The sequence below is a fragment of the Caproiciproducens puteiluti genome, from assembly GCF_052442865.1.
GTDB lineage: Bacteria > Bacillota > Clostridia > Oscillospirales > Acutalibacteraceae > Caproiciproducens.
The window spans coordinates 1,121,123-1,143,385 of record NZ_CP194790.1; the positions used below are offsets into that span (position 1 = coordinate 1,121,123).

The following is a 22,263-nucleotide window of genomic DNA, read 5'->3' on the forward strand; positions in this document are numbered from 1 at the left end:
AGACTAATGGATGGGAGGTTACTGAACGTTCATATGAAAATCAAACAATACGATTCTTTCGGCTGCCGCCGCCGATGTTCCCATGAAATGACAAACGGATGAAAAATGAACCATACAGCGATTGATGCAAAAAACATATGAAAGAGGTAACCTTATGAAAAAATTACTGATCTCGTTATTGATTGCGGCCCTTGCCCTTACCGGTGCCGGCTGCGCAAATACCGGTTCCGATACGTCGGCATCCGCGGCGCCGGCAGCGTCCGGCAGCCAAAGCGATGCGGCTTCTTCCAGCGATAAGGGCGTTACGATCCGTGTAGGCGATCTTGCCAGCTATGAGCTGATCAAGGACGCCGATGAAAAAGGATTTTTTAAAGAAGAATTTTCAAAGGACGACGTTACCGTTGAAATCAAAAGCTTTCAGTCCGGCCCGCCGGAGCTGGAAGCGCTGACGGCGAAAGACCTTGATTTTGCTCTGATGGGTGACCAGCCGGCGGTACAGGGTGTCGCGAATGAAATCGGTATTCAGGTGGTTTCCGGTCTGCTGGACGGCACGCACGGAAACGGCCTGATTGCCCGTGAAGACGCCGGAATCAGTCAGATAGCCGATCTGAAAGGGAAAAAGGTGGGCGTGCCCGTCGGGACTACGGCCCATCAGCTGTTGATCAAAATGCTCGAAAAGAACAACCTGAAAACCTCGGATATCCAGCTTGTCAATTTGGCGGCGGGCGATATCGTCACCTCGCTGCAGACCGGAAACATTCAGGCCGCCGTTACCTTTGAGCCAAGCCTGACCAAGGCCGTGGCGGGCGGCGGAATCAAGAAAATAAGCGACGCCGAGGGCTACAAGGAAATTATCAACGTCATTGTCGGCAGGACGGAATTTACGAAGGAGCATCCCGATCTGGCGGTGCGTTTTCTGAAGGTCATCAAGAAGACGGCGGAGTGGCGCGATTCCAATTTTGAAGAATCTCTGGGTATCCTTGCAAAGCGTACCGGCGTCGACAAGGAAGCCCTGCGTGCCAGCGCTTCCTCCATGCCGCCGCTTCTGGCGCTGAAGGACAGCCATAAACAGGCGATTCTGGAAACCGCCCAGTATCTGAAGAACAACAATATTATCCGCAGGGACCTGACGGTCGAACAGATTTTTAACGACGAGTACGCCGTAAAAGCAGGCATTCAGTAAGGGGGGCCGACAGCGTGGCAGAGAACAAACACAGCTGGCGTGAGGATGAGCTCAGCCTGCAGGAGGTCATACAGAAATATCCGGACGTGTCTCCTTTCGTGATTTTGAAAACAGATGTTCAGCGAAGAGGCGTCGACTTCACACAGCGCGCGATCGACGCGGTGGACCCCGACCGGGACGCGGTTGTTTATCGCGGGATTTACAGCGAAAAAAACGACCGTATCCCCAACGGGCTGATTCTTCGGGACGGAACAACGATTCTGGCCGACCGTGTCGTTTCCTCCTCCGGGTTTAACGGCGGCCGTGACCCCTATCTCATTGATATCGTGGACGGAAAAGCCGTGCTGACCGATGAAGGCAAAGTGATTGAAGAGGTCGGATACTGGCCGAAGCCCGATTACTTTGACAAGGTGACCGGCAGCGGCAAGCCCATGTGGCAGGTGCTGGTCGCCAGACCGCAGCGCATGGATATCAACCTTTACCAGAACTGCGATTTTTGGAAGGACACCGGCATGGGCTGTAAATTCTGTCCGATCGCGGCAACATACAGCAAAACCAAAAAAGTAAAGTGCGAGCATCTGGATTATCAGGACGTCGCGGAGGCGGTCGTCGAGGCGCTCAAGCAGCCGGGGCGGTTCCGGATGATCCAGCTCTGTTCGGGCAGCCTGCTGGGCGGGGAGGAGCTGCTGGACGATGAAATTGACCAGTATATCACCATGCTGAAGCTGCTGGAAAAGAATTTCAGCCATAAAAAGGTGATGACCCAGCTTATTTCCACCGCGCATAACGAACGGCAGCTGCGCCGCCTGCACAAGGAAACGATCCTGACGGGGTATACCGCCGACATCGAAGTTCTGGACGAAGAAATTTTCAACTGGATATGCCCCGGCAAAGCAAAGTACATCGGCTATCAGGAATGGAAAAGGCGCCTGTATCAGGCGGCTGAAATTTTCGGTCCGGGAGCCGTCAATACCGGGATCGTTTCCGGTGTGGAGCTGGTGAAACCAAACGGCTTCCGCTCCGAAGAGGAAGCGCTGGAAAAAGGGTTGGCGGAAGCCGAGGAGCTCGCGCGGCACGGCGTCGGCGTCGCCCAGACGGTTTACCGTGTGGCGGAAGGCTCGTACTTCCAGAAGCAGAAGGCGGCGTCCCTGGATTACCTGACCGCTTTTGCAAAGGGGCTTGACACGCTTCAGCGCAAGTACCGTCTGGAAGCGTACTTCGACGACTACCGTACCTGCGGAAACCATCCCAACACCGATCTGGCGCGGATATAAGGAGCGGAAAAAATGAGCATACAATTGAACGATCAGGTGATCGCACTGATCAACGATCCCAAAACACTGAAGGTACTGGCCAGCGCCGATCAAAACGGGGTTCCCCATGTGGTCTTTAAAGGCTCCGTCTCCGTCAATGCGGACGGGAAGCTGCAGTATCTTGAAATCATCGAGACCTCTCAGACAAACAGGAATCTGGTGCACAGCATCTGGTTCCGGCGTCAGGTCGCCGTCGGTATCCTTACACAGGATTCCAGAAGCTATCAGATCAAGGGCACTCCGGTACGGGCCGTGATCTGCGGAGAATTATTTGAAGAGAATTATATTGCCGTAAGGGAACGTTTCGGTAAGGATGCGGACCTTTCGACCGTATGGATCATTGATCCCGAAGAAATCAGAGAGGAAACGTTCAGCGTGCAGGCCTCGCGGGAGCGGGAAGCTTACCCGCTGATCGGGCACCTTGACCGATTCTGACAAACCTGCAAAGAAGGAAACATTCTTATGATCAATCAAAAAAAGAAGGTGGGAAACAGCGGCGTTTTTACGGAATTGGTGCTGCCCGTGCTTTTTCCCCTGCTGCTGCTTTTCGTGTGGGAGACACTGAGCGCACGGCGCATCATCAACCCTGCCATTTTGCCCGCGCCGTCGAGCATCTTTTCTACCTGCTGGTCCATGCTTACCAGCGGCGAAATCGCAAGGCATATGCGGATGAGCGCTTTTCGCGTGTGCTCTGGGTTTCTGCTGGGCAGTGCCGGCGGGCTGGTGCTGGGGATTCTGATTGGGCTGTTCCATAAAATCGACCGCGCCCTGACGCTGATTATCGGCGTTCTCCGGCCGATTCCGATGATTGCGCTGATTCCTCTGTTTATCCTCTGGATGGGAATCGATGAAACCTCAAAAATCGCGGTGATTACGGTCGGTTCTTTCTGGTCCGTTCTGATCAATACGATTTATGGAATCAAAAGCGTCGACAAAAAGCTGGTGGAGGTCGCCTTTATTTTAAAGAAAAGCCGCATGGAGACGCTTCTGAAGATCGTGCTGCCCGCCGCCCTCCCCTCCATTTTTGCGGGGATCCGGCTAGGGGCCAGCAACGCGTGGGCCTGCGTGGTGGCGGCGGAAATGATCGCCGCCTCGTCGGGAATCGGCTACCTTGTGATGTTTGCCAGAGAGGTGTCTCAGCCGGACGTCATGCTGGTCGGCATCCTGATGATCGGACTGTTCGGCCTGCTGATCGATTTTCTGCTCGTTCACCTCGAAAAGCGCCTGCTGCGCTGGAATGAAACGGAAACGAAGGACTGAGGGGGTAGCTATGAGCGGATTACTGTCTATCAATCACATCAAGAAGAATTTTATCATCGATAAAAAACAGGTGGAAGTCCTTTCAGATATCAGCCTGGATGTAAACAAGGGGGAATTCATCAGTATCATCGGTTCGAGCGGATGCGGAAAAAGCACGCTGCTGAAGCTGATCATCGGGCTGGAAAGCGCGACGGACGGACAGATTACTCTGGACGGCAAGCCCCTTGTGGAGCCTTCGGAGCTGTGCGGCATGGTCTTTCAGGAATCGAGGCTGTTTCCCTGGTTCAACGTGGAGCAGAATATTGACTTCGGCATTCCGAAAAGCGTCGGCGCGGCGGAGCGGAAAAAACGGATTGACGAGCATATCGCGCTGGTGGGGCTCACCGAGTTTACAAAGGCCAGGCCGAACCAGCTTTCGGGCGGAATGCAGCAAAGGGTCAGCATCGCCAGGGCGCTTGTCGGACAGCCCGAACTGCTGCTGCTCGACGAGCCCTTCGGAGCCCTCGACGCCCTGACCCGCATCAATATGCAACAGGAGATCCTGCGCATCTGGGAGGCGGAGAAAACAACGATGGTGCTTGTCACCCACGATATTGACGAAGCGATTTACTTGGGGGACCGGGTGGTGGTCATGTCCAAGCGCCCCGGGGCCATCAAAAAGATCATCCCTGTGGAGCTTTCCCGCCCCCGCAGCCGGACGAGTGAAAACTTTGCCGTCATGCGCCAGCAGGTATACCGCGAATTTCTGGAGGAATCCGAAATCACGCCGGATTACTATATCTGAGAATCCAGAGAAACCAAAGACAGCCGTTCCGGCATTTGCCGGAACGGCTGTCTTTTCAACGCTTTCATCATGCGATTTTTTTGTACTGCCCACCGCCCATGTAATAAAGGAACTCCACACGGTCCCCGTCCCGGACGGGGATAGAGCTGAAATCCTTCCGGCTGATGATCTCATCATTCAGCTGCACCGTTACATATTCCTGCATATCGACCTCGGTCTTTTCCAGGAGCTCCTGAACGGACATTTCCGCTTCAAAACTGTTTTGCTTGCCGTTGATCGTAATTATCATAGCTAAATCTCCTTACTTTCTTCGTGCCGGCCGGCAGGTGAAAAACTGCACGCCTTCAGTTCATAGTCGATCAGATGAGTGATGGTCGGGTGGTCTCCGCAAACCGCGCATTCAGGGTCACGGGTGATTTTAATTTTACGGAACTCCATTTTCGCCGCGTCGTAAGTAAGCAGGCTCCCGTTCAGCAGATCGCCGACTCCCAGCAGATACTTTATCGCCTCGGCCGCCTGAATCGTTCCGATGACGCCGCCCATGACCCCCAGCACCCCGGCCTGCTGGCAGGTCGGAACGGCGTCCGGCGGCGGGGGATTTTTAAATACGCAGCGGTAGCAGGGGCCTTCCCCGGGAAGGAACGTCATGGTCTGCCCCTGAAAACGGATGATTCCCGCGTGTGAAAAGGGCTTTTTCAGCATGACGCAGGCGTCGTTGATCAGGAATTTCACGGGGAAATTGTCCGTGCCGTCAATGATGAAGTCGTAATCCCGGTCCCTGATAATATCCAGAATGTTTGCCGAAGTCGCATACTCATGGTACGTAACGACGTCTACGTCGGGGTTCATCTGGTTGATCGTCTCTTTGCCGGAGAGTACCTTCGGCTTGCCGACGTCCTGCGTGCCGTGGATAATCTGGCGCTGCAGGTTGGAAAGGTCCACGCAGTCCGCGTCGACCAGGCCGATGGTGCCCACGCCTGCGGCGCCCAGATACATGGCGGCGGGCGCGCCCAGCCCCCCGGTGCCGATGATCAGCACTTTCCCGTTCAGAAGCTTTTTCTGTCCGCTTACGCCGACATCGCTCAAAATAATGTGCCGTGAATACCGCTCAAGTTGTTCGTTCGTGAATTTCATAGGGAAGTCTCCTTTTGAATTTGGCCGGTGGACTGGCTTTCCAGTATTTTACGCACAAGAATGGCAAGCTGATGCAAATTCTCTTTCAGAAGATAGGCACAGCAGCGGTTCTTCATCGCATAGCGGATGCTTTCCGGCGCAACGTCTTCGGAAACGATGATAAACGGCGTTTTCGGTGTCAGGCGGTTGCGCACGGACAGCGCCTGAATGGCGTTAAAGTGCGGCGTGGAATCGTCGGAAAGAATAATATCCCATTTTTCCTGCAGCAGTGCCTGGCACATGGCCAGCTCGCTGGAAACGTACCGGCTGCAGACGCTGTAGCCTCCCCGCTTCAGTTCCAGGACATTCAGATCGGCAATATACCGGAATTCCTCCACAATGAGGACGTTGATGGTTTGCATTCGGCAATCCTCCGTATCGTTTTATAGTCCGCCGACAGCGTTTTCAAAATCTTCGGTCAGGTCCTCAATATCTTCCAGACCGACGCTGACACGGATCAGATCTTCGTAAACGCCTGCGTTTTCCTTTTCCATCGTACTGCTGTTTGCATAGATCGTGGAAGCGGGATGGATGACCAGCGTCCTAAGGTCGCCTATATTTGCAATATTGCACGCGTATTTCAAATGATTGATGATGAAAAAAGCGTTTTCCTTCGTACCGGCCCGCAGGGTCAATATCGCCCCGTAACCGCCGGAAAACTGCCGCCGGGCCGTTTGGTGCCACGGGCTGGTTTCCAGCCCCGGATAGTTGACGTACGCTAACTTGGGATTGTCCGAAAGCTGTTGCGCGAGCTTCTGGGCATTGCCGCAGAGGCGCTCCATCCGGATGCCCAGCGTTTCCAGCCCCAGACTGCACAGGAAGGCGTTGAACGGGGAAAAACAGGAGCCGGTGTTGCGGAACAGACCGCCTCTCAGCTTGGAAAGGTAGGCAAATTCCCCGAACCTGACAAATTTTGCTATCGCGGGATATCGCTCCGGGTCCCAGTCAAAGTTTCCGCTGTCGACAATGATTCCGCCGATGGAATTTCCGCTGCCGTTGATATACTTGGATACGGAATGCACGATGATGTCCGCGCCAAGCTCAATGGGGCGCACAAGGAAAGGGGTGGCGGCGGTATTGTCGACGATTACCGGGATTTTGTGTCTGTGCGCCATTTCCGACAGGGCGGAGATGTCGGGAACGTCCAGCTTTGGGTTTCCGATGGTTTCAACAAATATCAGCTTCGTACGCCCGGTGATCTGATTTTCAAAGCTTTCGGGCGTGCTGTCCGCGACATAACGGGTGGTGATCCCGTAGCTTTCCAGATCGCGGAACAGGCCGATCGTTCCGCCGAAGATTCCTGCGGCGGAAAGGATTTCGTCCCCCGCGCTTAAAAGATTCAAAACGGACAGGGAGATGGCGGCCATGCCGGAAGCGCAGGCCACCGCCCCGATACCGCCTTCCAGCGCGGCGACGCGGCGCTCAAAAGCCTCGACGGTGGGGTTGTTGATTCTGGTGTAGGAGAAGCCCGGCGCGCGGTTGTTGAAGATCGCCTCCAGCTCCTCCGCGGTTTTGTGTTCAAAGGCGCTGGACTGGTAAATGGGCGTATGGGTGGCTCCCGTCGCCCTTTCCGGGCCGTTGTTTTTGTGAAGCAGAGCAGTGTTGAACCTCATTCCAATCCGCCCTTTATCACGCCGAGCAGGTAGGTTCCGTCGTTGTTCTGAACCACCTCGATCACCTTGTGTTTTTCATTTTTCAGGCTGCGGGGAACATTCTGAATCGGTTCTCCGTCATTCAGCCGGATTTGCAGGGTCTGTCCGTTTTCCAGTTCCTCCAGTGCGACTTTTGTCTTTACGAAGGTGATCGGGCACACCACATCCGTAATATCGACAAAAGCGTCATAGCTTTGCTTGCTCATCGGATTGCCTCCTCCAGTTTTTCCTTTAATTGATCCTCGCCGATGCGGTCGATCGTCCGGCGGAAACGTTCGCCCGGCTTTCCGTGTTCCTGAAAGAAGGCGATGGCGGCGTCTACCACGCGGAACAGCTGTTCCTTCTCTGTAATCAGCGGAAGCAGCGGCTTCCCAAAGACCATATCGTTCCCAAAGGTGCCGCCGAAGGAGGTAATGTAGCCGCTTTTCCCCGACCAGGCATCCGTTGGGCAGGATTTAACGCATTTCCCGCAGTAAATGCAGCGGCTTTCGTCAAACGCAAGCGAATTTGGCCCGCGGCTGACGCTGATCGCCTTCACGGGGCATGCGGCCGCGCATACGCCGCAGTAGGTGCAGTCTCCGCTGTGCCACTCGGGGCGAAGCCCCCCTTTAATACCGAGGTCGTTTTCTTCCGCTTTCAGGCAGTTGTTTTTGCACCCGGTAATACCGATTTTAAATTTGTGGGGCAGGTCCCTGCCGAAATATTTGGCGTCCAGCTCCCTGGCGAGCCCACTGGTCTCGATCAGACCGCTTCCGCAGATGGCGCTGCCCTGGCACGCGGTGACCGTGCGCACGCGCGGGCCGCATGCCCCCGGCTGAAGCCCTACTTCGGCCAGCTCGCCCTTTACCGCCTCCACGTCTGCAAAGTCGATAAACGGGATTTCAATTCCCTGCCTCGACGTCATATGGATATAGCCCTTTCCGTACCGATCGGCTATCTCGCTGACTTTTTTGATCTGATTTCCCTGCAGCTGACCGCCGACCACCCGGATTCTCAGCGAAAATTTATTATTTTGAATCTGCCTCATAAATCCGCCTTTTTTAAGCTCTTTATATATCGACTCATCCATCTGAGCATCCCTCCTTACCGTACTTCTAAAATGTACATTTAATTATAGAATACGGTCCCCGCTCTGACAAGGCGAATAAATTTAGCAAAAGGGGGGAATATCTTTGGCTGTCAAAACCGGACGATTGACTTTGCCCGACGGCATGTTAAACTGTTTTCATGGTGAATATAGTAAACATATGTATATTATATACTTTGAAGCATCGCATTTCAGGGAGATGCTCTGAAGTGTACACCCTTTTCTTCAACATTTTTATAACATATAAAACATATATGTTAAATTAAGTTAATATCTTTTTTAGAAGATACGGGAGGTTTATTGTGATAATATTAAAAAAACAGCAGATAGGGGAAATGATACGCCACAGCATTGCTGGGCTTCCCAACGAAAGCTGCGGGCTGATTGCGGGAACTGTCGAAAACGATTGTAAAACGATTGAAAGGGTATATCTGCTGAGGAACATCGACGAAAGCCCGGAGCATTTTTCCATGGACGTGCGGGAGCAGTTTGCGGCGGTCGCGGATATGCGAAAAAACGGCTGGAAGCTGATCGGCAATTTTCACAGCCATCCGCAGACGCCGTCCCGCCCATCCCGGGAGGACATCCGGCTGGCCTTTGACCCGTCGCTGAGCTACTTGATCCTTTCCCTTGCGAACAGTCGGGAGCCGGTGCTGAACAGTTTTCTGATACGGAATCAATCCGTGGAGAAAGAAGAAATAAAAAGTTTGGAGTGAGTTTGTCATGGACCCCCGTGAACACGAGGCTTTTGCAGGAATTCAGGAACAGGAGCAGAAATCCACGCGCGGCGGCAGCCATGACCTGCAGGTGCTCAGTTCTACGATCTCCCATGAGATCAAAGCGCCGGTACGCGCCATTGACGGCTACGCGCGGATTTTCATTGAGGATTACCGCGATAAAATCGATGAGGACGGCCTGCTGCTGATCTCCAATATCCGCGCGATATGCAGGGAAACGCTTTCCATGATTGACAGGCTTCTGGAATACACCCGGCTTTCCGGCGTGGAGCCCGTCAAGGAAACGGTCAATCTGCAGCAGATGATCCAGGACGTGTGTGACAAACTTGCGGCGGGCTATACAAGCAAAAAAGCTACCGTGCTGAAATTTCAGGAAGAGATTCCGTTCGTCCTGTGCGACGGGACCCTGATGCATCAGGTGGTCGTGAATCTGGTCTCAAACGCGCTGAAATTTACCCGCGAAGAACAGACCGCCGTCATTACCGCGGGCTTCCATCCCGAAAACGGAGAGGATGTATTTTATATCCGCGACAACGGCGTGGGGTTCGATATGGAATATTCCCAGAATCTGTTCGGCATGTTCCAGCGCATGCATTCCGATGATGAATTCGAGGGAAGCGGCGTAGGCCTTTCCATCGTGAAAAAGCTCATTCAGGCAATGGGCGGCAGAGTCTGGATAACCGGCGAGGTCGGAAAGGGGGCCTGTGTGTATTTTACCCTTCCCCCGGGCAATATTTTAAAATAGAGCCGTATGGTTCGCTTGTTCTGTTAGGAGGTGTCGGCAGATGTATCGGGTTTTATTGGTGGATGACCGGGATATTTTTCTAATGGAGCTGAAAAGGCTGAAGGTATGGGGGAATGTTTCCGGGTTCGAGGTAGCGGGAAAGGCCAGTAACGGAAGACAGGCAATGGAAATGCTGAAATCCTCTTCCTATGACCTGGTCCTTACGGATATCCGCATGCCGGTGGTCGACGGCCTGCAGCTCCTGCGGGTCATCAATCAGGAGAACCTGTGCTCCTGCGTGGTGCTCCTGAGTGAGTACAGTGAATTCAATTACGCCCGTCAGGGAATTGTGCTGGGCGCTTTCGATTATCTTGTCAAGCCCCCCAGCCGGGAAAAGCTTTTGGAGCTGTTCCAGCGGGCGCACCGATTTCTGGAAACCCGCAAAAAAGGGGAAAACGGCTATGGAAACCCGCTGGAGGCCGACTTTGGCTGGGCGTACCCCTCTGCGGAGGAAAAAAGGGTTGTCGACGGGTTTCTGAAGCAGGGCGCCGATACGGTGCAGATTTTTGAAAGCGCCGTGAAAAGCGTGTACACCATGATGGGGGACAATATGATCAAGGCCGACATCCTTGTCCGGAAGCTGTACCACCATATCATCGAAGAGGTTTATTCAAAAATTCCCTGGCTGGGCGATTTCATCGATATCCGCTTCTTTGACGCCACGGAATATCTGCAGGAAAGCGGACCGGATACCTACAAAGAATATTACTGCGGGAAAATAACTTTTCTGCTGAACTTCATCCGCAGGTATCAGCCGGAGGTGGAAGACGGCACCATCAGCGAAATCTGCTCTTACATACTGAGCCATTCGGAGGACGATATCAAGCTGAAGGTGCTCGCGGAAAAATTTTATATCAACAATACTTATCTGAGCAATACCTTTGCCGTCAAAACCGGAATGCACTACAACAGCTTCGTCACGATGGTAAAGATGGCGCGCGCGGAATACCTTTTTAAAAATACGGATTTGAAAACCTATGAAATCTGCTATCAGCTAGGGTATCATGATATCAATTACTTTTCCAGACTCTTTAAGAGCTACATTGGCAAAAGCCCGGCGGAGTACCGGAACCTGCAGCTCAAAAATTGCCCGGTGGTCATGGAAAGCTGCTGCAAAATAGCCCCGTAAAACAGCAGCACACAAAAAAGCCCGAAAACGCTTTTCCGCGTTTTTTCGGGCTTTTGCATTTGAATGCGGGGTATGTGGAATTTCCTTGGGGATATGGGAGTGCGGCCGGACGATGCTTCGGAGGAGAATACTTTCGCAGCAAGCATTGCGGGAGGGATTATGAGGAAAAATTCCATTTTCTGATCGTAAAATTATCCTCAAGCAAGGTCCAGTTCTGCGGGAATGGATAGCCCAGGGCCCAATAGCTTATCCCCGGCAGGTTATAGCTTTTCACCATATCGAATTTCGCCTGGGCGCTACGCGCGTCCTCAAACCACACTTCGTGCTCCCTGCTCTGTTCGTCCCAATACCGGAAGAAAGGAGCCTGGGCGACCGGGTCGTACTGAATCTCCGCACCGTATCTGACGGCCCTCGCGATGGCCTCTTGGGAGCTGAACGTTTCCGCTTCCTGCCCCTCGGTATGGGGCAATAACCAGTCTCTGGCGTAAATCTGGAAGCCGAAGTAGATTTTCTCCCGGGGAATGACCGTGACGGCGTAGTCCAGAACCTGCTCGATCTGATTCAAAGGAGAAATCGGCTGAGGCGGCCCCTTCCGATAGCCCCATTCATAAGTCATCAGAATCACGAAATCGACAATCCTGCCGTGTGCCGCATAATCGTGCGCTTCATAGAGCAAACCGGCCTGCCCCTCGGACGTTTTCGGTGCGAGCGCCGTGGATACAAAGAAGCCTTCCGCATGCAGACGGTCCACCGCGCGCTGGAGAAAGCGGTTGTAAGCTTCGCGGTCGGCCGGGAGCACGTTCTCCAGATCGATGTTTAGCCCCCGGTATCCTTTTTCTTTCATCAGGGAAATGATCTCGGTCAGCAGACGTTCCACGAGCTGCGGGCTGTTCAGCACGACGGACGCAAGATTCGCTCCCTGGGATGTCGAAGTAAAATTGGTGATGGACATCATGGGGACCACTCTTTCCGTCAGAGCGGCCTGTACGGCGGGCTCGTCATCGATCGGCTGCAGCGTTCCGTCCTCTTTGATCAGATAAGCAAACGGACTCAGGTAGGTCAGAAATCTGCCGTCCTCCCTGACGATCGGAACGGCGTCCTCCCCCAGCGTATAAAGATAACCGTTTACATTGAGAGGGGGCCTTGCCCTGCGCGGAATAACCAGTACGGTCCCGGGAAGGATCCTGTCCGGATCGGTAATTCTGTTGACTGTGATGAGGGACTGCAGCGATACGCCGTACATCTGCGCGATCCCTCCCAGGGTTTCCCCGGGCTGTACACGGTGCCGGGGGGCGGGGACATACAGGATCATTCCCGGACGGATACTGTCCGGGTCCGTGATCTGGTTGGCCTGTACGATCTCCCGTACGGTGGTTCCGTATGTCTGAGCGATCTTCCACAGGGTGTTTCCGGGCTGTACGGTATAAAAATCCTCACTGGGAATCACCAGGGCTTGACCGATAACAAGCCGATTGGGATTTTGCAGCCCATTCACCGCCACTGTTTCCGCCACGGAAACACCATATCGATTTGCAATCTGCCAAAGCGTTTCGCCCGGCATGACTACATGAATAAACATAAAACGTCACCTTCTTTTTTCACAATATATGTGAAAATTCCGGGGTGTGTGAAAGCTTCCTTTCCATCAAAACAAGAGCCCTCTCAGCTGTAAACGCCGGGAGGGCTTATTTTTTTCCGTTTAGGGGGAATATAAAGCTAAGCTTTCGATAACGCTCTGTAAAAAGCGGGAGCAAATCATCTGCGGAAATACCGATACCCTGTGTCTGCTGTAAAATAGAAATACCCAATTTCCGGATTCCGGGATCTGCCCATCGTATATTGCCGGTTACAGGTTTCCTTCACAGAAGGCTTTGATTTCCTGACAGGCCTGGTCCTCGTTTTCCCCGTCGAAAGAGAATTCTACGGTCTCACCCTTTGTGACGGCCAGACCCATTACGGAGAACAGCTTCTTTCCGTCCGCGCTTTTTGCGTCTTTTGCGATGGTGATTTTACAGGGGAATTTGCCCGCGATTTTCACCAGAAGGCCGACCGGCCTTGCGTGCAGCCCGTATTCGTCCCGTACCGTCCATTTAAATTTCTTCATATTTCTTCCTCATTTCCAAAATAACGGCGTCTCTAAGGTGTTGTCACGCCTGATTATCAATAAAAAAATTATAATCCCATTCTGAAAAGAGTGTCAACGCAAGGATTCTTCGGTTGCCGGACGACATTTTCCCAGCTAAAAACAGATGGAAAATGTCACTTACAAGCCGTCATTTGTTGATGTCGACTTTCCAAATCAAAAAAAATATAATGATGAAAAGGAGTAAGCAAAATGAGAAGCGGGGGCAGCCAAATGTGTGCAAAAGGAATGTCGGTTGTCAAATGTTTGGCCAATGCGAAAACAGAATATACAACGTCCGTGCAGCTGAGCGCCCTTCTGAACGTAAGCAGCCGTTCGGCGCTCCGGTACGTTCAGGAAGCGCAGCGGGTCAGCGCCGAAAACGGCTTTGAAATCCGGGCCCACAAAGGGCGCGGATATACGCTGACGGTTACGGATCAGGAAAAGTTCGGGCGGTTTATCGGCGAGGGCGGCGGCGACAGCCTTCCTCTGCCGTCCTCGGAGAAAATTCTGATGAAGGTTGCCGCGCTTATTCTTACTTATGACAATATCAGACTGGATGATCTGGCGGAAGAGTTCCATTACAGCCGCTCGAGCATGTCCCGCATGACCGCTTCCGTCGCAAAGCTGTTCAAAAGCTACGGCGTCCGTCTGGGAAGCAGGGCCCACGCGGGCCTGACCGTGCAGGGTAAGGAAACAGCCGTGCGCAACTGCATGTGCCATGTGTTCTTTTCCGGCGCCGGGCTTGAGGAAGCGGCATCGAATATGCAGCTTTCCGAAGAGCAGATTTCCGGTGCCAGACAGAGCATTGACGGATTTGTGGAACAAAACAGCCTTCGCTGTACCGCACAGAGCTGCGAACAGTTTCTGAAATATCTGTTTGTGACGGTTTACCGGATCAGGGGCGGTCATGGAATCCGCTTTGACAGACAGGCGGTTTCCCTGGTCAAGGCTGCCCTGTCTTCGCAGTCTTCTGAGAACCGAGGGTTTCTTTTCAGCTTATTGTCCCTTTTTATCCCCAATTTTGAATCGGCCCATTCGGCAAAAGAGGAAATCACCTATCTTACTTTGATCTGGGAGCAGTCCTTTTTTACCCGCAGCCCCGGAAAGGAAAACAATCCGTCCTCTGCGCCTTTTTTCCGTACGCTCGTGCAAAATTCTCTGGAGAACATTGAGGAAAAATACGGAGTCGATCTTACGAAGGACACGAACCTTTTCAGCGGACTTGTGGATCATATCTCGTCCTGCTTCGGCAAATATCTTCTGGATCTGGAAACGGACAATTCGTTTCTTGCGGAAGCGAGAAAGAACTATCCCAGCGCGTATTACTATTCCATTGAGCTGTCCGAGTGCATCTGGGAGCAGACGGGAATACGGATTTCCAACAATGAGCTGGGTTATATTTCGCTGTATTTCGCGTCGTCCATTGAGCGAAATGAAAAGCACGACAAGTACCGTGTGATTATCCTCTGCAATACGGCGTTTGGTACGGCCGCGCTTCTGAACAGCCGGATTTCCACCCAGTATGAGGAAATCAATGTCGTCGATGTGTGCGCGATCAACGACGCGAAGCGAATCCGCTCCGATGTCGATTTCTATATTACCACGGTCCCCGTGAAGCAGATGTCCCTGAACGGCAAGCCCGTCCTGCTGCTGTCCCCGTTCCTGAAAGAGGACGACAAAAAAGCGCTGGCAGATATGCTTGCAAAGCTTTCCCAGACGGAAACCATTCAGGACATCTGTTCCCCCGAACGGTTTTCCATTATTGAAAAGCCCTGTAAAAAGACGGAGCTGCTCGAAATGCTGACCGACGATTTTGTGCGGCGGGGACTGCTTACCGCCGAAGAGAAGCAGGCGGTTTTTGACCGCGAAGCGCTGGTGTCGACGGAGATTGCTGAAAATATCGCTATGCCGCACTGCATCATTCAGGGCCCGAGCTTTATCTCCTTTTATATCCTTCGCACGCCGGTCATGTGGGGCAAGGCAAAAATCAGCCTTTTGATTTTCGGCTGTTTCCACGAGGGGGACGTTCAGATCAAAAAGCTGCTGTCCCAGCTGTTTGCCATTGTTTCGGACCCGCGCAGGACCGCAAATTTAATATCAAGTACCAATTACAATGAATTCCTGGAAAATTTAAAAATTTAACGGAGGCTAATGGAATGTTGTCGGAAATTCTTACGAAAGAACTGGTCGCGCTGGATGTGGACGGCCTGCATTCTCCGCAGGAAGTGATTCGTTATAGCGGGTTCCTTTTGGTGAAAGCGGGAAAAGTGAAAGAGGAATACGTTGCAAAAATGGTGGAGGCGTATGAAACGATCGGGCCGTACATGGTTATGACGCCCGGGATCGCGCTTCCGCACGCCAGACCCTCGGGGGATGTTCTGGAGCCCTGTATCTCTTTCGTCAGACTGAAAAATCCGGTTGCATTCCATCATCCGGGAAACGACCCCGTCAAACTGGTGTTTGCGCTGGGCGGAGTTCAACATAATGGACATCTTGAAGTTCTGGAGGCCCTGAGCGGCTTGCTGGGCGACGAGAAGAACATAGAGCAGCTGCTTTCCTTAAAAAGTTACGAGGAACTGGAAAAGCTCATTCAGAGCGTCCGGTAAACGGGGAACGGCAGATGATCAGCAGAGGGGAAATCCCTCAAAGGAGGTGAGCACGATACACGTTGTTACAGTATGCGGTATGGGTTTCGGAACCAGCCTGATGCTGCTGATGTCGATCAAGGATATTGGAAAAAAGCACGGCATGGAAATCAGCGGCGAAGCGGTTGACCTGGGCTCATACAAGGGAAAAAGATGCGATTTCATTGCGGCGTCCTCGGAAATCGCAAAGCAGATTCAAGGGGAAAATGTCCCGGTTGTTTCCATTGACAATCTTTTGAGCAAAAGTGAAATTGAGGAAAAAATAATGCCGTTATTAACGAAATAACGAGCGAAAGGGAGGGACCACCATGGTATCTTTTTTAGTCAAACTTCTTAGCGAACCGGCTATCGTACTGGGTCTTGTGGCATGTGTCGGCCTGATTGCGATGAAAAACAAACCCTCGACCGTCGTTACCGGAACGGTAAAAACCATTCTGGGCTTTATGGTTCTGAGCGCAGGCTCCACGATCATCTGCGGTGCTTTAGTCCCGTTCAGCACAATGTTCACCCAGGCGTTCGGCCTGGCCGGAATCGTCCCGGAGGATAATTCCCTTGTGGCGGCGGTACAGACGGTCCTCGGCTTTGAAACGCCGCTGATTATGCTGTTCTCCTTTGTTATTAACCTGATTCTCGCGAGAATCACACCGTTGAAATACATCTTCCTGACAGGGCATATGATGTTCTCCTTTGCGGGAACCATGGCTATTGTTCTCGACCAGCTCGGCATACGCGGCTGGACTGCCGTCGCGATCGGCTCTGTGGTAGAGGGCGTTTCCATGGTCCTGTTCCCGGCCATTGCCCAGCCCTTTGTCCGTAAGATTCTGAAAACGGACGACGTGGCCTTCGGCTTCTGGGGAAGCTCCCTTGTCTGCCTGAGCGGCTGGGTCGGCGGGCTGACGGCGAAGAAGGACAGAGACCCTGAAAAGGACACCTGGGAATCGGTCAATGTTCCGGAGAAGCTGAGCTTTTTAAAGGATATGTCCGTCCTGATGGCGATCGTCATGGCTGTTGTCTATGTTGTCACGGCGATTGCTGCCGGACCCACAGTGGTCAATGAACTGAGCGGCGGGTCAAACTACATTATCTACGCACTCCTGCAGGGCCTGACCTTCGTTGCCGGCGTTATCGTCCTTTTACAGGGCGTGCGCATGTTCCTTGGCGAAATCATTCCCGCGTTCAAGGGCATCAGTGAGAAGCTGGTTCCCGGTGCGCGGCCCGCACTGGATATCCCGATTTTCTATGCCAGCGGCCCGGTTGCTACGACCGTTGGATTTATCGCCGCGATGGTCGGCGGATTCATTGCAACGACCATTACCTCACAGATGTCCGTCGTGGTTTTGCCCGGTGTCATCGGGCTGTACTTTATGGGCGCGGCGGCCGGTGTGTTCGGCGACAAGCTGGGCGGCAAGCGCGGCGCCGTCGTGTCGGGCCTGTTCCTCGGCTTTGTGTTCACCATGCTGGTCGCGGTGGCTTACCCGCTGATCGATGTGGCGCGCTATGGCGTAAAGGGACTGTGGTTCGCATCCTCCGACGCGATCATTGTTTCCGCAGTCATGAAGCTGCTGGGCATGCTGTTCGGCATCGCGCATTGATTCCTCATTCCGTTTTATGTGCATCTTAATCGGGCTCACGTTAAGCTGTGCATTCCTATGTCTGTGAGCCGGAAAGGTCGGTATTCAAATGAAATATGCAAGAACGGTTCTTGGCGATATCAAAGCGGAGGAGATGGGCTTTACATATACGCATGAGCATCTTCACGCGGTTCCGCCTCCGTGCCAGAAGGACAGGGACCTGGAACTCAGCAGCTATGAAAAGAGTACTGCCGAATTGCTGAATTTTAAGGAAGTGGGCGGCTGCACGCTGGTGGAGGCCTCCACTCTGGATTACGGCAGGGACCTCAACGTGCTTCGGAAAATGTCCGAAGAAACCGGGGTACATGTCATTGCCACTTCCGGATTCAATAAGCATATTTATTATCCGGAATGGGTCGAAGAAAAATCCGTGGAAGAAATTGCGGACCTCCTCAGCAACGACGTTCTGGTCGGCGGGGACGGGGGCAGCTCAAGGGCCGGTTTCATGAAAATCGGTACCTACTACAACCTGATCCATCCGCTGGAGAAAAAGACCATTACCGCCACGGCGATTGCCCAGAAAAAATGCGGAGCGCCTATCTGGGGACACACCGAGGCCGGAACGATGGGCATGGAAGTGCTCGATCTTCTGGAGGGCAACGGGGTAGACCTGACCACCACGGCGTTGGGCCACCTTGACAGAAACGCGGACGAGTATTACCTGCTGAAGCTTGCCGACCGCGGCATCTACATCCAGTTTGACGGCCCCGGCAAAGTAAAGTATTATCCGGACAGTGTCCGCGTCGCCCTGATCAAATCCCTGATCGCCCACGGTCATATTGACCAGCTTCTGATTTCCGGCGACATGGGAAGGGCCTCCTATCTGGAAGCCTACGGCGGCGGCCCCGGCTTCCGCTATATCAAAACAAAGTTTATTCCGCGCCTTCTGGATGAAGGAGTGACGCAGGCCGAGATCGAGAAGATCTTTATCAAAAATCCGCAGCGCTGGCTCGCGGTCTTCGAGGGTCCGGAATGCTGACGGAAAGTAAACTCGTCGCGATTATCCGGGATGTGGACGCGCAGTACGTGACCGGCATTGTGCAGGTACTGCTCCGGGAAGGCATCGATACGGTAGAGGTCTCCCTCAGCAACCCCGAAAGGGGATATGCCTGCATTGAGGCTTTACAGCGCGCTTTTTCAAAGGATCAGCTTCATCTGGGAGTCGGGACCGTTGTTCGCAGGAGCGAGGTGGACCGGGTGTCGGAGCTGGGCGCCGATTTCATCCTTACCCCCGGCTATGACGACGAGCTGGTCGGATACGCACAGGAAAAGGGAATGGAGATTCTGCCCGGCGTGTTTACGCCGGGAGAAGTCCAGAAGGCACTGAACAGGGGAGTCACTCTCCTGAAGCTGTTCCCCGCGGATTCTCTTCCGATGAACTATGTTTCCAACCTGAAAGGTCCGTTTCCGCAGGCTGAATTTGTCGCGGTCGGCGGGGTTACCAGGGACAATTTTACCGACTTTCTGAAGCACGGCTTCCACGGAGCCGCCATTGGCGGCGGGCTGGTGCCGCGCAGGGCCACCGACGCGGACCTGCCCGCTATCGCGGAGAACGCCAGAGCGTTCGTCGGCGCACTGGGAAAGCAGGCGAAGGAATGATATATCGCGTACAGGACATGACACGGCTGCAGGTTGCGGAGCGCATCCGGCAGTATCCGGTCGCCATCGTGCCGATCGGTTCCACCGAGCAGCACGGGCCGCACCTCCCTTTGGGCACCGACGTTTTTCTGGCGGAAAAGCTGGCGGAGCTCGTTTCGGATGAAACGGGAGCGCTGGTGTTCCCCTCACTGAATTTCGGCTATTCCTGGGGCTGGCGAGACATTGCCGGCACGGTATCTCTGAAGCGGGAGCATTTTCAGATCGTTCTGACAGATATCGTGAAAAGCATGGAACGCTATGGGATTCAGCTTTTGATCTTCCTGAATGGCCACGAGGCAAACGGCTCTTCGATGAAATACGCGATCCGGGACGTATCCGACGATACCTCCATGAAAGTCCTTGGAATGTTCTATCCCGGACTGGGCGAGGTCTATGAAAAATATATGGAATCCCCGACTTGGGGAGGAATGTTCCACGCCTGCGAATTTGAAACCTCGCTGATGCTTTCCGCGGATGAATCGAAGGTCAATATGCAGCTGGCCTGTAAGGAGTATCCTCCGCGCCCGGATTTCTACGGCATGGACGACTCGTCGATCGGGGAAATCAGCAAGAGCGGCGTGTACGGCGATCCGACGCTGGCCACAAAGGAAAAGGGCGACCGCATGTTCGCCGAATTTACCCGTAGGATTGTTGAGATCATTCATAAGGCTTATCCGTGTGAAAAATAGACGGCGGTTTTCTGCACCGCAGATCGGACGGGAAAGCGGGATGCCTGAAAGCATCCGTGAAATTCCCCATCCTTTGGTCAAAGCGGGACGAAGTTTTTATAGCTCATGAACTTCTATGTATGTAAATATGAAAAGGTGCGTTTCCAGAGTATGGGAGCGCACCTTTGCCGTATGATCGTATCTGTCGATCCAATGCGCAAACCGCACCCCGATTGTTGTTCCATATACGGAACGATAATCGGGGTGTTTTTTATGCGGTTCACAGCATTGTAAAGTTCTATCCAAACAATTTCTGCTATCATGCAAAAGTTCGTCATGTTGTAGAAAAGATTTCCAAGTTATATAATTTATATATGTTTAGTAGATTATAAACCTTGCTGTCAGAATTACAGACTGGAAAGACCTGCTCCGGTGGTTTTATCGGTAGCCCCGGTTATCTGTAAAACGCTCGGAAACAGAAGTTTTTTATACTCCTGTTTCTGCTATGATGCGCCCGGATCAGGAACTGATTGACAAGGCAGAAACAAGGGGGAAATGCGCATGCTTTATCATTTTATAATCCCAAGGGGGGTTCGGGAGTACTGTTGCGGCTCCTGCAGATGGGAACGGCCCCGGTTCGGCCGTATTCAAAAAAATGATTGATTATTCAATGAAAAAGAAAGTAGGCGGATACAGCTTGAGTAATGATCGCAATTGGCGGGAAAAAGAGCTCAGCCTTTCGGAAGTGATTCGAAAATATCCCGACGTTTCCCCATTTGTCATTATAAAAACCGATGTGCAGCGCAGAGGAGTTTTCTATACCGAAAAAGCCCTCGCCGCCGTCGATCCCGATGTCCATCTTACCAAATTGCGCAGCGATTACAGCAACAAGGAGGATTTGACGCCTGTTTCTCTTACGATGCGGGACGGCACCTCCATTAACGTAGGGGACGAGGGCAGCGGGGAGGCACATGGCGACAGAGACCCCTATCAGGTGGATGTGGTGGACGGAAAAATCGTCTTGGTGGATGAAGGAAACGTCATTGAAGAAGTTTCTTACTGGGAAAAGCCGGATTATTATGAAAAAGTAACCTCACGGGGTACTCCCATGTGGCATGTGGTTTCTCCCCGCCCGCAGCGGCTGTGCATCCATCCTCACCAGCAATGCGACTTTTGGAAAACGCCCGGCTATGGCTGCAAATTCTGTACCATGTCCGCCGTTTACCACGCGGGCAACAAGCCGGAGCTGCTGAACACGCAGGATATTGTGGAGACCGTCGCCGAGGCGCTGAAGGAGCCGGGGCGCAATGTCAATATCTTCCTGACGGGCGGAACGCTCAGAGGCGGGGAAAATTTCCTGGACGAGGAGCTCGACTGTTATATTGACATTCTGGCAGGAATCACCGGGCTGTTTGGAGGAAAGCGTTTCCCGAGCCAGCTGATCAGCACGGCCTTCTCACGGGAGCAGCTCCGGCGCCTGCACGACAGCACGGGCCTTGCTTCCTATACGGCGGACCTCGAGGTGCTCAATAAAAGCCTGTTTGAATGGATCTGCCCGGGCAAGGCGGCGACGATCGGTTATGAGGAATGGAAAAACCGTTTGTATGAGGCTGTGGAGATATTCGGGCGCGGCAATGTGGACACCGGAATCGTGGCGGGTGTGGAGCTTGCGCAGCCAAACGGCTTTCAAACCGAGGAAGAGGCGCTGGAATCCACCCTCTCCGAAGCGGATGAAATATCCTCCCACGGTGTGGGCGTGGTCGGCTGCGTGTGGAAGGTGCATCCCGGTTCTATCTTTCGTAAGCAGACGTCTCCCAGCCTGGAATATTACGTGCGTCTTGCCATGGGGCTTGACCGGATACGCCGGAAATACAACCTTAGTATCGATATGGACAATTACCGGCGGTGCGGCAACCATCCCGATACGGATCTTTCCAGAATTTAGGGGGAAATCAGAATGAGCGTGATACTCAGCGAGGAAATCAGGCGGGCGCTTGCCGATCCCGGAACGGTCCGGGCCGTGGCCACCGTGGGGAAGGACGGCGATCCGCATATCGCATTCAAACAGTCTCTCAGGCTGCGCGGGGATGGAAACCTCGAGTACGACGAAGGGATCGAAACATCCCAAACCAATAAAAATCTTGTGTATTCCATCTGGTTCGGGAAAACCGTTTCCATCAGCCTGGTTACCCCGGACCGGCGCAGCTACAACATCGTGGGGCGTCCCCTTCGGGTGCTGATAGCGGGAAGGGAATTCCGTACGCATTACACAGCGGCCCGGGAAGAACGGGGAGATATCGATCTGGCCGCTGTATGGGTGATCGAACCGGTCGCGGCATGTGAACAGAGCTTTGACAAACGCAGGCTGGAAGAAGAGGCGGCACATCCCCTGCTGCAGCATTTGGACCGCCTGACCGTAACCGGTCAATAACTATTTTTAAAATTTGAGGAGAA

General features: G+C 53.2%; 25 protein-coding genes. 17 read left to right on the forward strand and 8 right to left on the reverse strand.

The features are described from left to right. Positions 1-154 precede the first annotated feature (154 nt). The 5 genes from ACRQU7_RS05285 to ACRQU7_RS05305 are packed head-to-tail and all read left to right on the forward strand — an operon-like array spanning position 155 to position 4,540. Positions 155-1,183 (forward strand): ABC transporter substrate-binding protein, encoded by a 1,029-nt coding sequence (locus tag ACRQU7_RS05285; RefSeq protein WP_444644291.1) that lies wholly within the window; start codon positions 155-157, stop codon positions 1,181-1,183. A 14-nt stretch (positions 1,184-1,197) separates the two neighbouring features. Beyond that, complete coding sequence (locus ACRQU7_RS05290) at positions 1,198-2,457, forward strand: radical SAM protein (RefSeq protein WP_444644293.1); 1,260 nt, start codon at positions 1,198-1,200, stop codon at positions 2,455-2,457. Between the two features lie 12 nt (positions 2,458-2,469). Further along, the gene (locus ACRQU7_RS05295) at positions 2,470-2,931 is read left to right on the forward strand and encodes a hypothetical protein (protein ID WP_038323027.1); all 462 of its coding nucleotides are present in this window, start codon (positions 2,470-2,472) and stop codon (positions 2,929-2,931) included. A 27-nt stretch (positions 2,932-2,958) separates the two neighbouring features. Further along, on the forward strand, positions 2,959-3,756 hold the full coding sequence (locus ACRQU7_RS05300; RefSeq protein ID WP_042081523.1) for an ABC transporter permease: 798 nt from the start codon (positions 2,959-2,961) through the stop codon (positions 3,754-3,756). 10 nt (positions 3,757-3,766) lie between these two features. Then, positions 3,767-4,540, forward strand: a complete 774-nt coding sequence (locus ACRQU7_RS05305; protein ID WP_444644296.1) for an ABC transporter ATP-binding protein — start codon at positions 3,767-3,769, stop codon at positions 4,538-4,540. A 67-nt stretch (positions 4,541-4,607) separates the two neighbouring features. On the opposite strand, the gene thiS is transcribed toward ACRQU7_RS05305, so the two are convergent. Genes thiS through ACRQU7_RS05335 form a run of 6 tightly spaced genes read right to left on the reverse strand, consistent with a single transcriptional unit; the run spans position 4,608 to position 8,434 of the window. Further along, entirely contained in the window at positions 4,608-4,829 is a 222-nt protein-coding gene (gene thiS / locus ACRQU7_RS05310) for a sulfur carrier protein ThiS (protein ID WP_038323030.1), read from the reverse strand. Positions 4,830-4,831: 2 nt separating this feature from the next. Continuing rightward, on the reverse strand, positions 4,832-5,674 hold the full coding sequence (locus tag ACRQU7_RS05315) for a HesA/MoeB/ThiF family protein (RefSeq protein ID WP_141827445.1): 843 nt from the start codon (positions 5,672-5,674) through the stop codon (positions 4,832-4,834). Further along, complete coding sequence (locus ACRQU7_RS05320) at positions 5,671-6,075, reverse strand: response regulator (protein WP_038323032.1); 405 nt, start codon at positions 6,073-6,075, stop codon at positions 5,671-5,673. The genes ACRQU7_RS05315 and ACRQU7_RS05320 overlap by 4 nt, the downstream gene beginning before the upstream one ends. Before the next feature lie 21 nt (positions 6,076-6,096). Continuing rightward, positions 6,097-7,326, reverse strand: a complete 1,230-nt coding sequence (locus ACRQU7_RS05325) for an O-acetylhomoserine aminocarboxypropyltransferase/cysteine synthase family protein (RefSeq protein ID WP_444644299.1) — start codon at positions 7,324-7,326, stop codon at positions 6,097-6,099. Next, the gene (locus ACRQU7_RS05330) at positions 7,323-7,571 is read right to left on the reverse strand and encodes a sulfurtransferase TusA family protein (RefSeq protein WP_444644301.1); all 249 of its coding nucleotides are present in this window, start codon (positions 7,569-7,571) and stop codon (positions 7,323-7,325) included. The genes ACRQU7_RS05325 and ACRQU7_RS05330 overlap by 4 nt, the downstream gene beginning before the upstream one ends. Then, positions 7,568-8,434 carry a 4Fe-4S binding protein gene (locus ACRQU7_RS05335; RefSeq protein WP_141827448.1) on the reverse strand — a complete coding sequence of 289 codons (867 nt, stop codon included), beginning with the start codon at positions 8,432-8,434 and terminating at the stop codon, positions 7,568-7,570. The genes ACRQU7_RS05330 and ACRQU7_RS05335 overlap by 4 nt, the downstream gene beginning before the upstream one ends. Before the next feature lie 320 nt (positions 8,435-8,754). On the opposite strand from ACRQU7_RS05335, the gene ACRQU7_RS05340 reads away from it, so the two are divergent. Genes ACRQU7_RS05340 through ACRQU7_RS05350 form a run of 3 tightly spaced genes read left to right on the forward strand, consistent with a single transcriptional unit; the run spans position 8,755 to position 11,102 of the window. Further along, positions 8,755-9,168, forward strand: a complete 414-nt coding sequence (locus ACRQU7_RS05340; protein WP_141827449.1) for a M67 family metallopeptidase — start codon at positions 8,755-8,757, stop codon at positions 9,166-9,168. Positions 9,169-9,175: 7 nt separating this feature from the next. After that, a complete protein-coding gene (locus ACRQU7_RS05345; RefSeq protein WP_444644304.1) occupies positions 9,176-9,934 on the forward strand; it encodes a sensor histidine kinase in 759 nt (252 codons plus the stop codon). A gap of 40 nt (positions 9,935-9,974) precedes the next feature. Next, the gene (locus tag ACRQU7_RS05350) at positions 9,975-11,102 is read left to right on the forward strand and encodes a response regulator transcription factor (protein ID WP_444644306.1); all 1,128 of its coding nucleotides are present in this window, start codon (positions 9,975-9,977) and stop codon (positions 11,100-11,102) included. Positions 11,103-11,259: 157 nt separating this feature from the next. Here the strand turns inward: ACRQU7_RS05350 and ACRQU7_RS05355 are convergent, their stop codons facing one another. Together ACRQU7_RS05355 and ACRQU7_RS05360 are read right to left on the reverse strand one after the other, a co-directional pair. Further along, a complete protein-coding gene (locus ACRQU7_RS05355) occupies positions 11,260-12,681 on the reverse strand; it encodes a LysM peptidoglycan-binding domain-containing protein (protein ID WP_444644308.1) in 1,422 nt (473 codons plus the stop codon). 267 nt (positions 12,682-12,948) lie between these two features. Next, on the reverse strand, positions 12,949-13,206 hold the full coding sequence (locus ACRQU7_RS05360; protein WP_038323042.1) for an HPr family phosphocarrier protein: 258 nt from the start codon (positions 13,204-13,206) through the stop codon (positions 12,949-12,951). A 252-nt stretch (positions 13,207-13,458) separates the two neighbouring features. Here ACRQU7_RS05360 and ACRQU7_RS05365 point away from each other — a divergent pair, with 252 nt between their 5' ends. From ACRQU7_RS05365 to ACRQU7_RS05405, 9 genes are all read left to right on the forward strand, one after another. Continuing rightward, positions 13,459-15,369: a BglG family transcription antiterminator gene (locus tag ACRQU7_RS05365; protein ID WP_444644310.1), complete on the forward strand. Its 1,911-nt coding sequence runs from the start codon at positions 13,459-13,461 to the stop codon at positions 15,367-15,369. A gap of 14 nt (positions 15,370-15,383) precedes the next feature. Continuing rightward, positions 15,384-15,833, forward strand: coding sequence for a PTS sugar transporter subunit IIA (locus ACRQU7_RS05370; RefSeq protein WP_038323045.1), 450 nt, complete (start codon positions 15,384-15,386; stop codon positions 15,831-15,833). Positions 15,834-15,879: 46 nt separating this feature from the next. Next, positions 15,880-16,158 (forward strand): PTS sugar transporter subunit IIB, encoded by a 279-nt coding sequence (locus tag ACRQU7_RS05375; RefSeq protein WP_279231003.1) that lies wholly within the window; start codon positions 15,880-15,882, stop codon positions 16,156-16,158. 22 nt (positions 16,159-16,180) lie between these two features. Continuing rightward, positions 16,181-17,464: a PTS ascorbate transporter subunit IIC gene (locus tag ACRQU7_RS05380; protein ID WP_444644313.1), complete on the forward strand. Its 1,284-nt coding sequence runs from the start codon at positions 16,181-16,183 to the stop codon at positions 17,462-17,464. Between the two features lie 88 nt (positions 17,465-17,552). Next, the gene (locus tag ACRQU7_RS05385) at positions 17,553-18,482 is read left to right on the forward strand and encodes a phosphotriesterase family protein (protein ID WP_444644315.1); all 930 of its coding nucleotides are present in this window, start codon (positions 17,553-17,555) and stop codon (positions 18,480-18,482) included. Next, positions 18,476-19,102 (forward strand): bifunctional 4-hydroxy-2-oxoglutarate aldolase/2-dehydro-3-deoxy-phosphogluconate aldolase, encoded by a 627-nt coding sequence (locus tag ACRQU7_RS05390; RefSeq protein WP_444644317.1) that lies wholly within the window; start codon positions 18,476-18,478, stop codon positions 19,100-19,102. The genes ACRQU7_RS05385 and ACRQU7_RS05390 overlap by 7 nt, the downstream gene beginning before the upstream one ends. Next, on the forward strand, positions 19,099-19,830 hold the full coding sequence (locus ACRQU7_RS05395; RefSeq protein ID WP_444644319.1) for a creatininase family protein: 732 nt from the start codon (positions 19,099-19,101) through the stop codon (positions 19,828-19,830). Before ACRQU7_RS05390 ends, ACRQU7_RS05395 begins: the two co-directional genes overlap by 4 nt. A 676-nt stretch (positions 19,831-20,506) precedes the next feature. Next, entirely contained in the window at positions 20,507-21,754 is a 1,248-nt protein-coding gene (locus ACRQU7_RS05400) for a radical SAM protein (RefSeq protein WP_444644321.1), read from the forward strand. Positions 21,755-21,766: 12 nt separating this feature from the next. Beyond that, positions 21,767-22,240, forward strand: coding sequence for a hypothetical protein (locus ACRQU7_RS05405; RefSeq protein WP_444644323.1), 474 nt, complete (start codon positions 21,767-21,769; stop codon positions 22,238-22,240). The last annotated feature ends 23 nt before the right edge of the window (positions 22,241-22,263 follow it).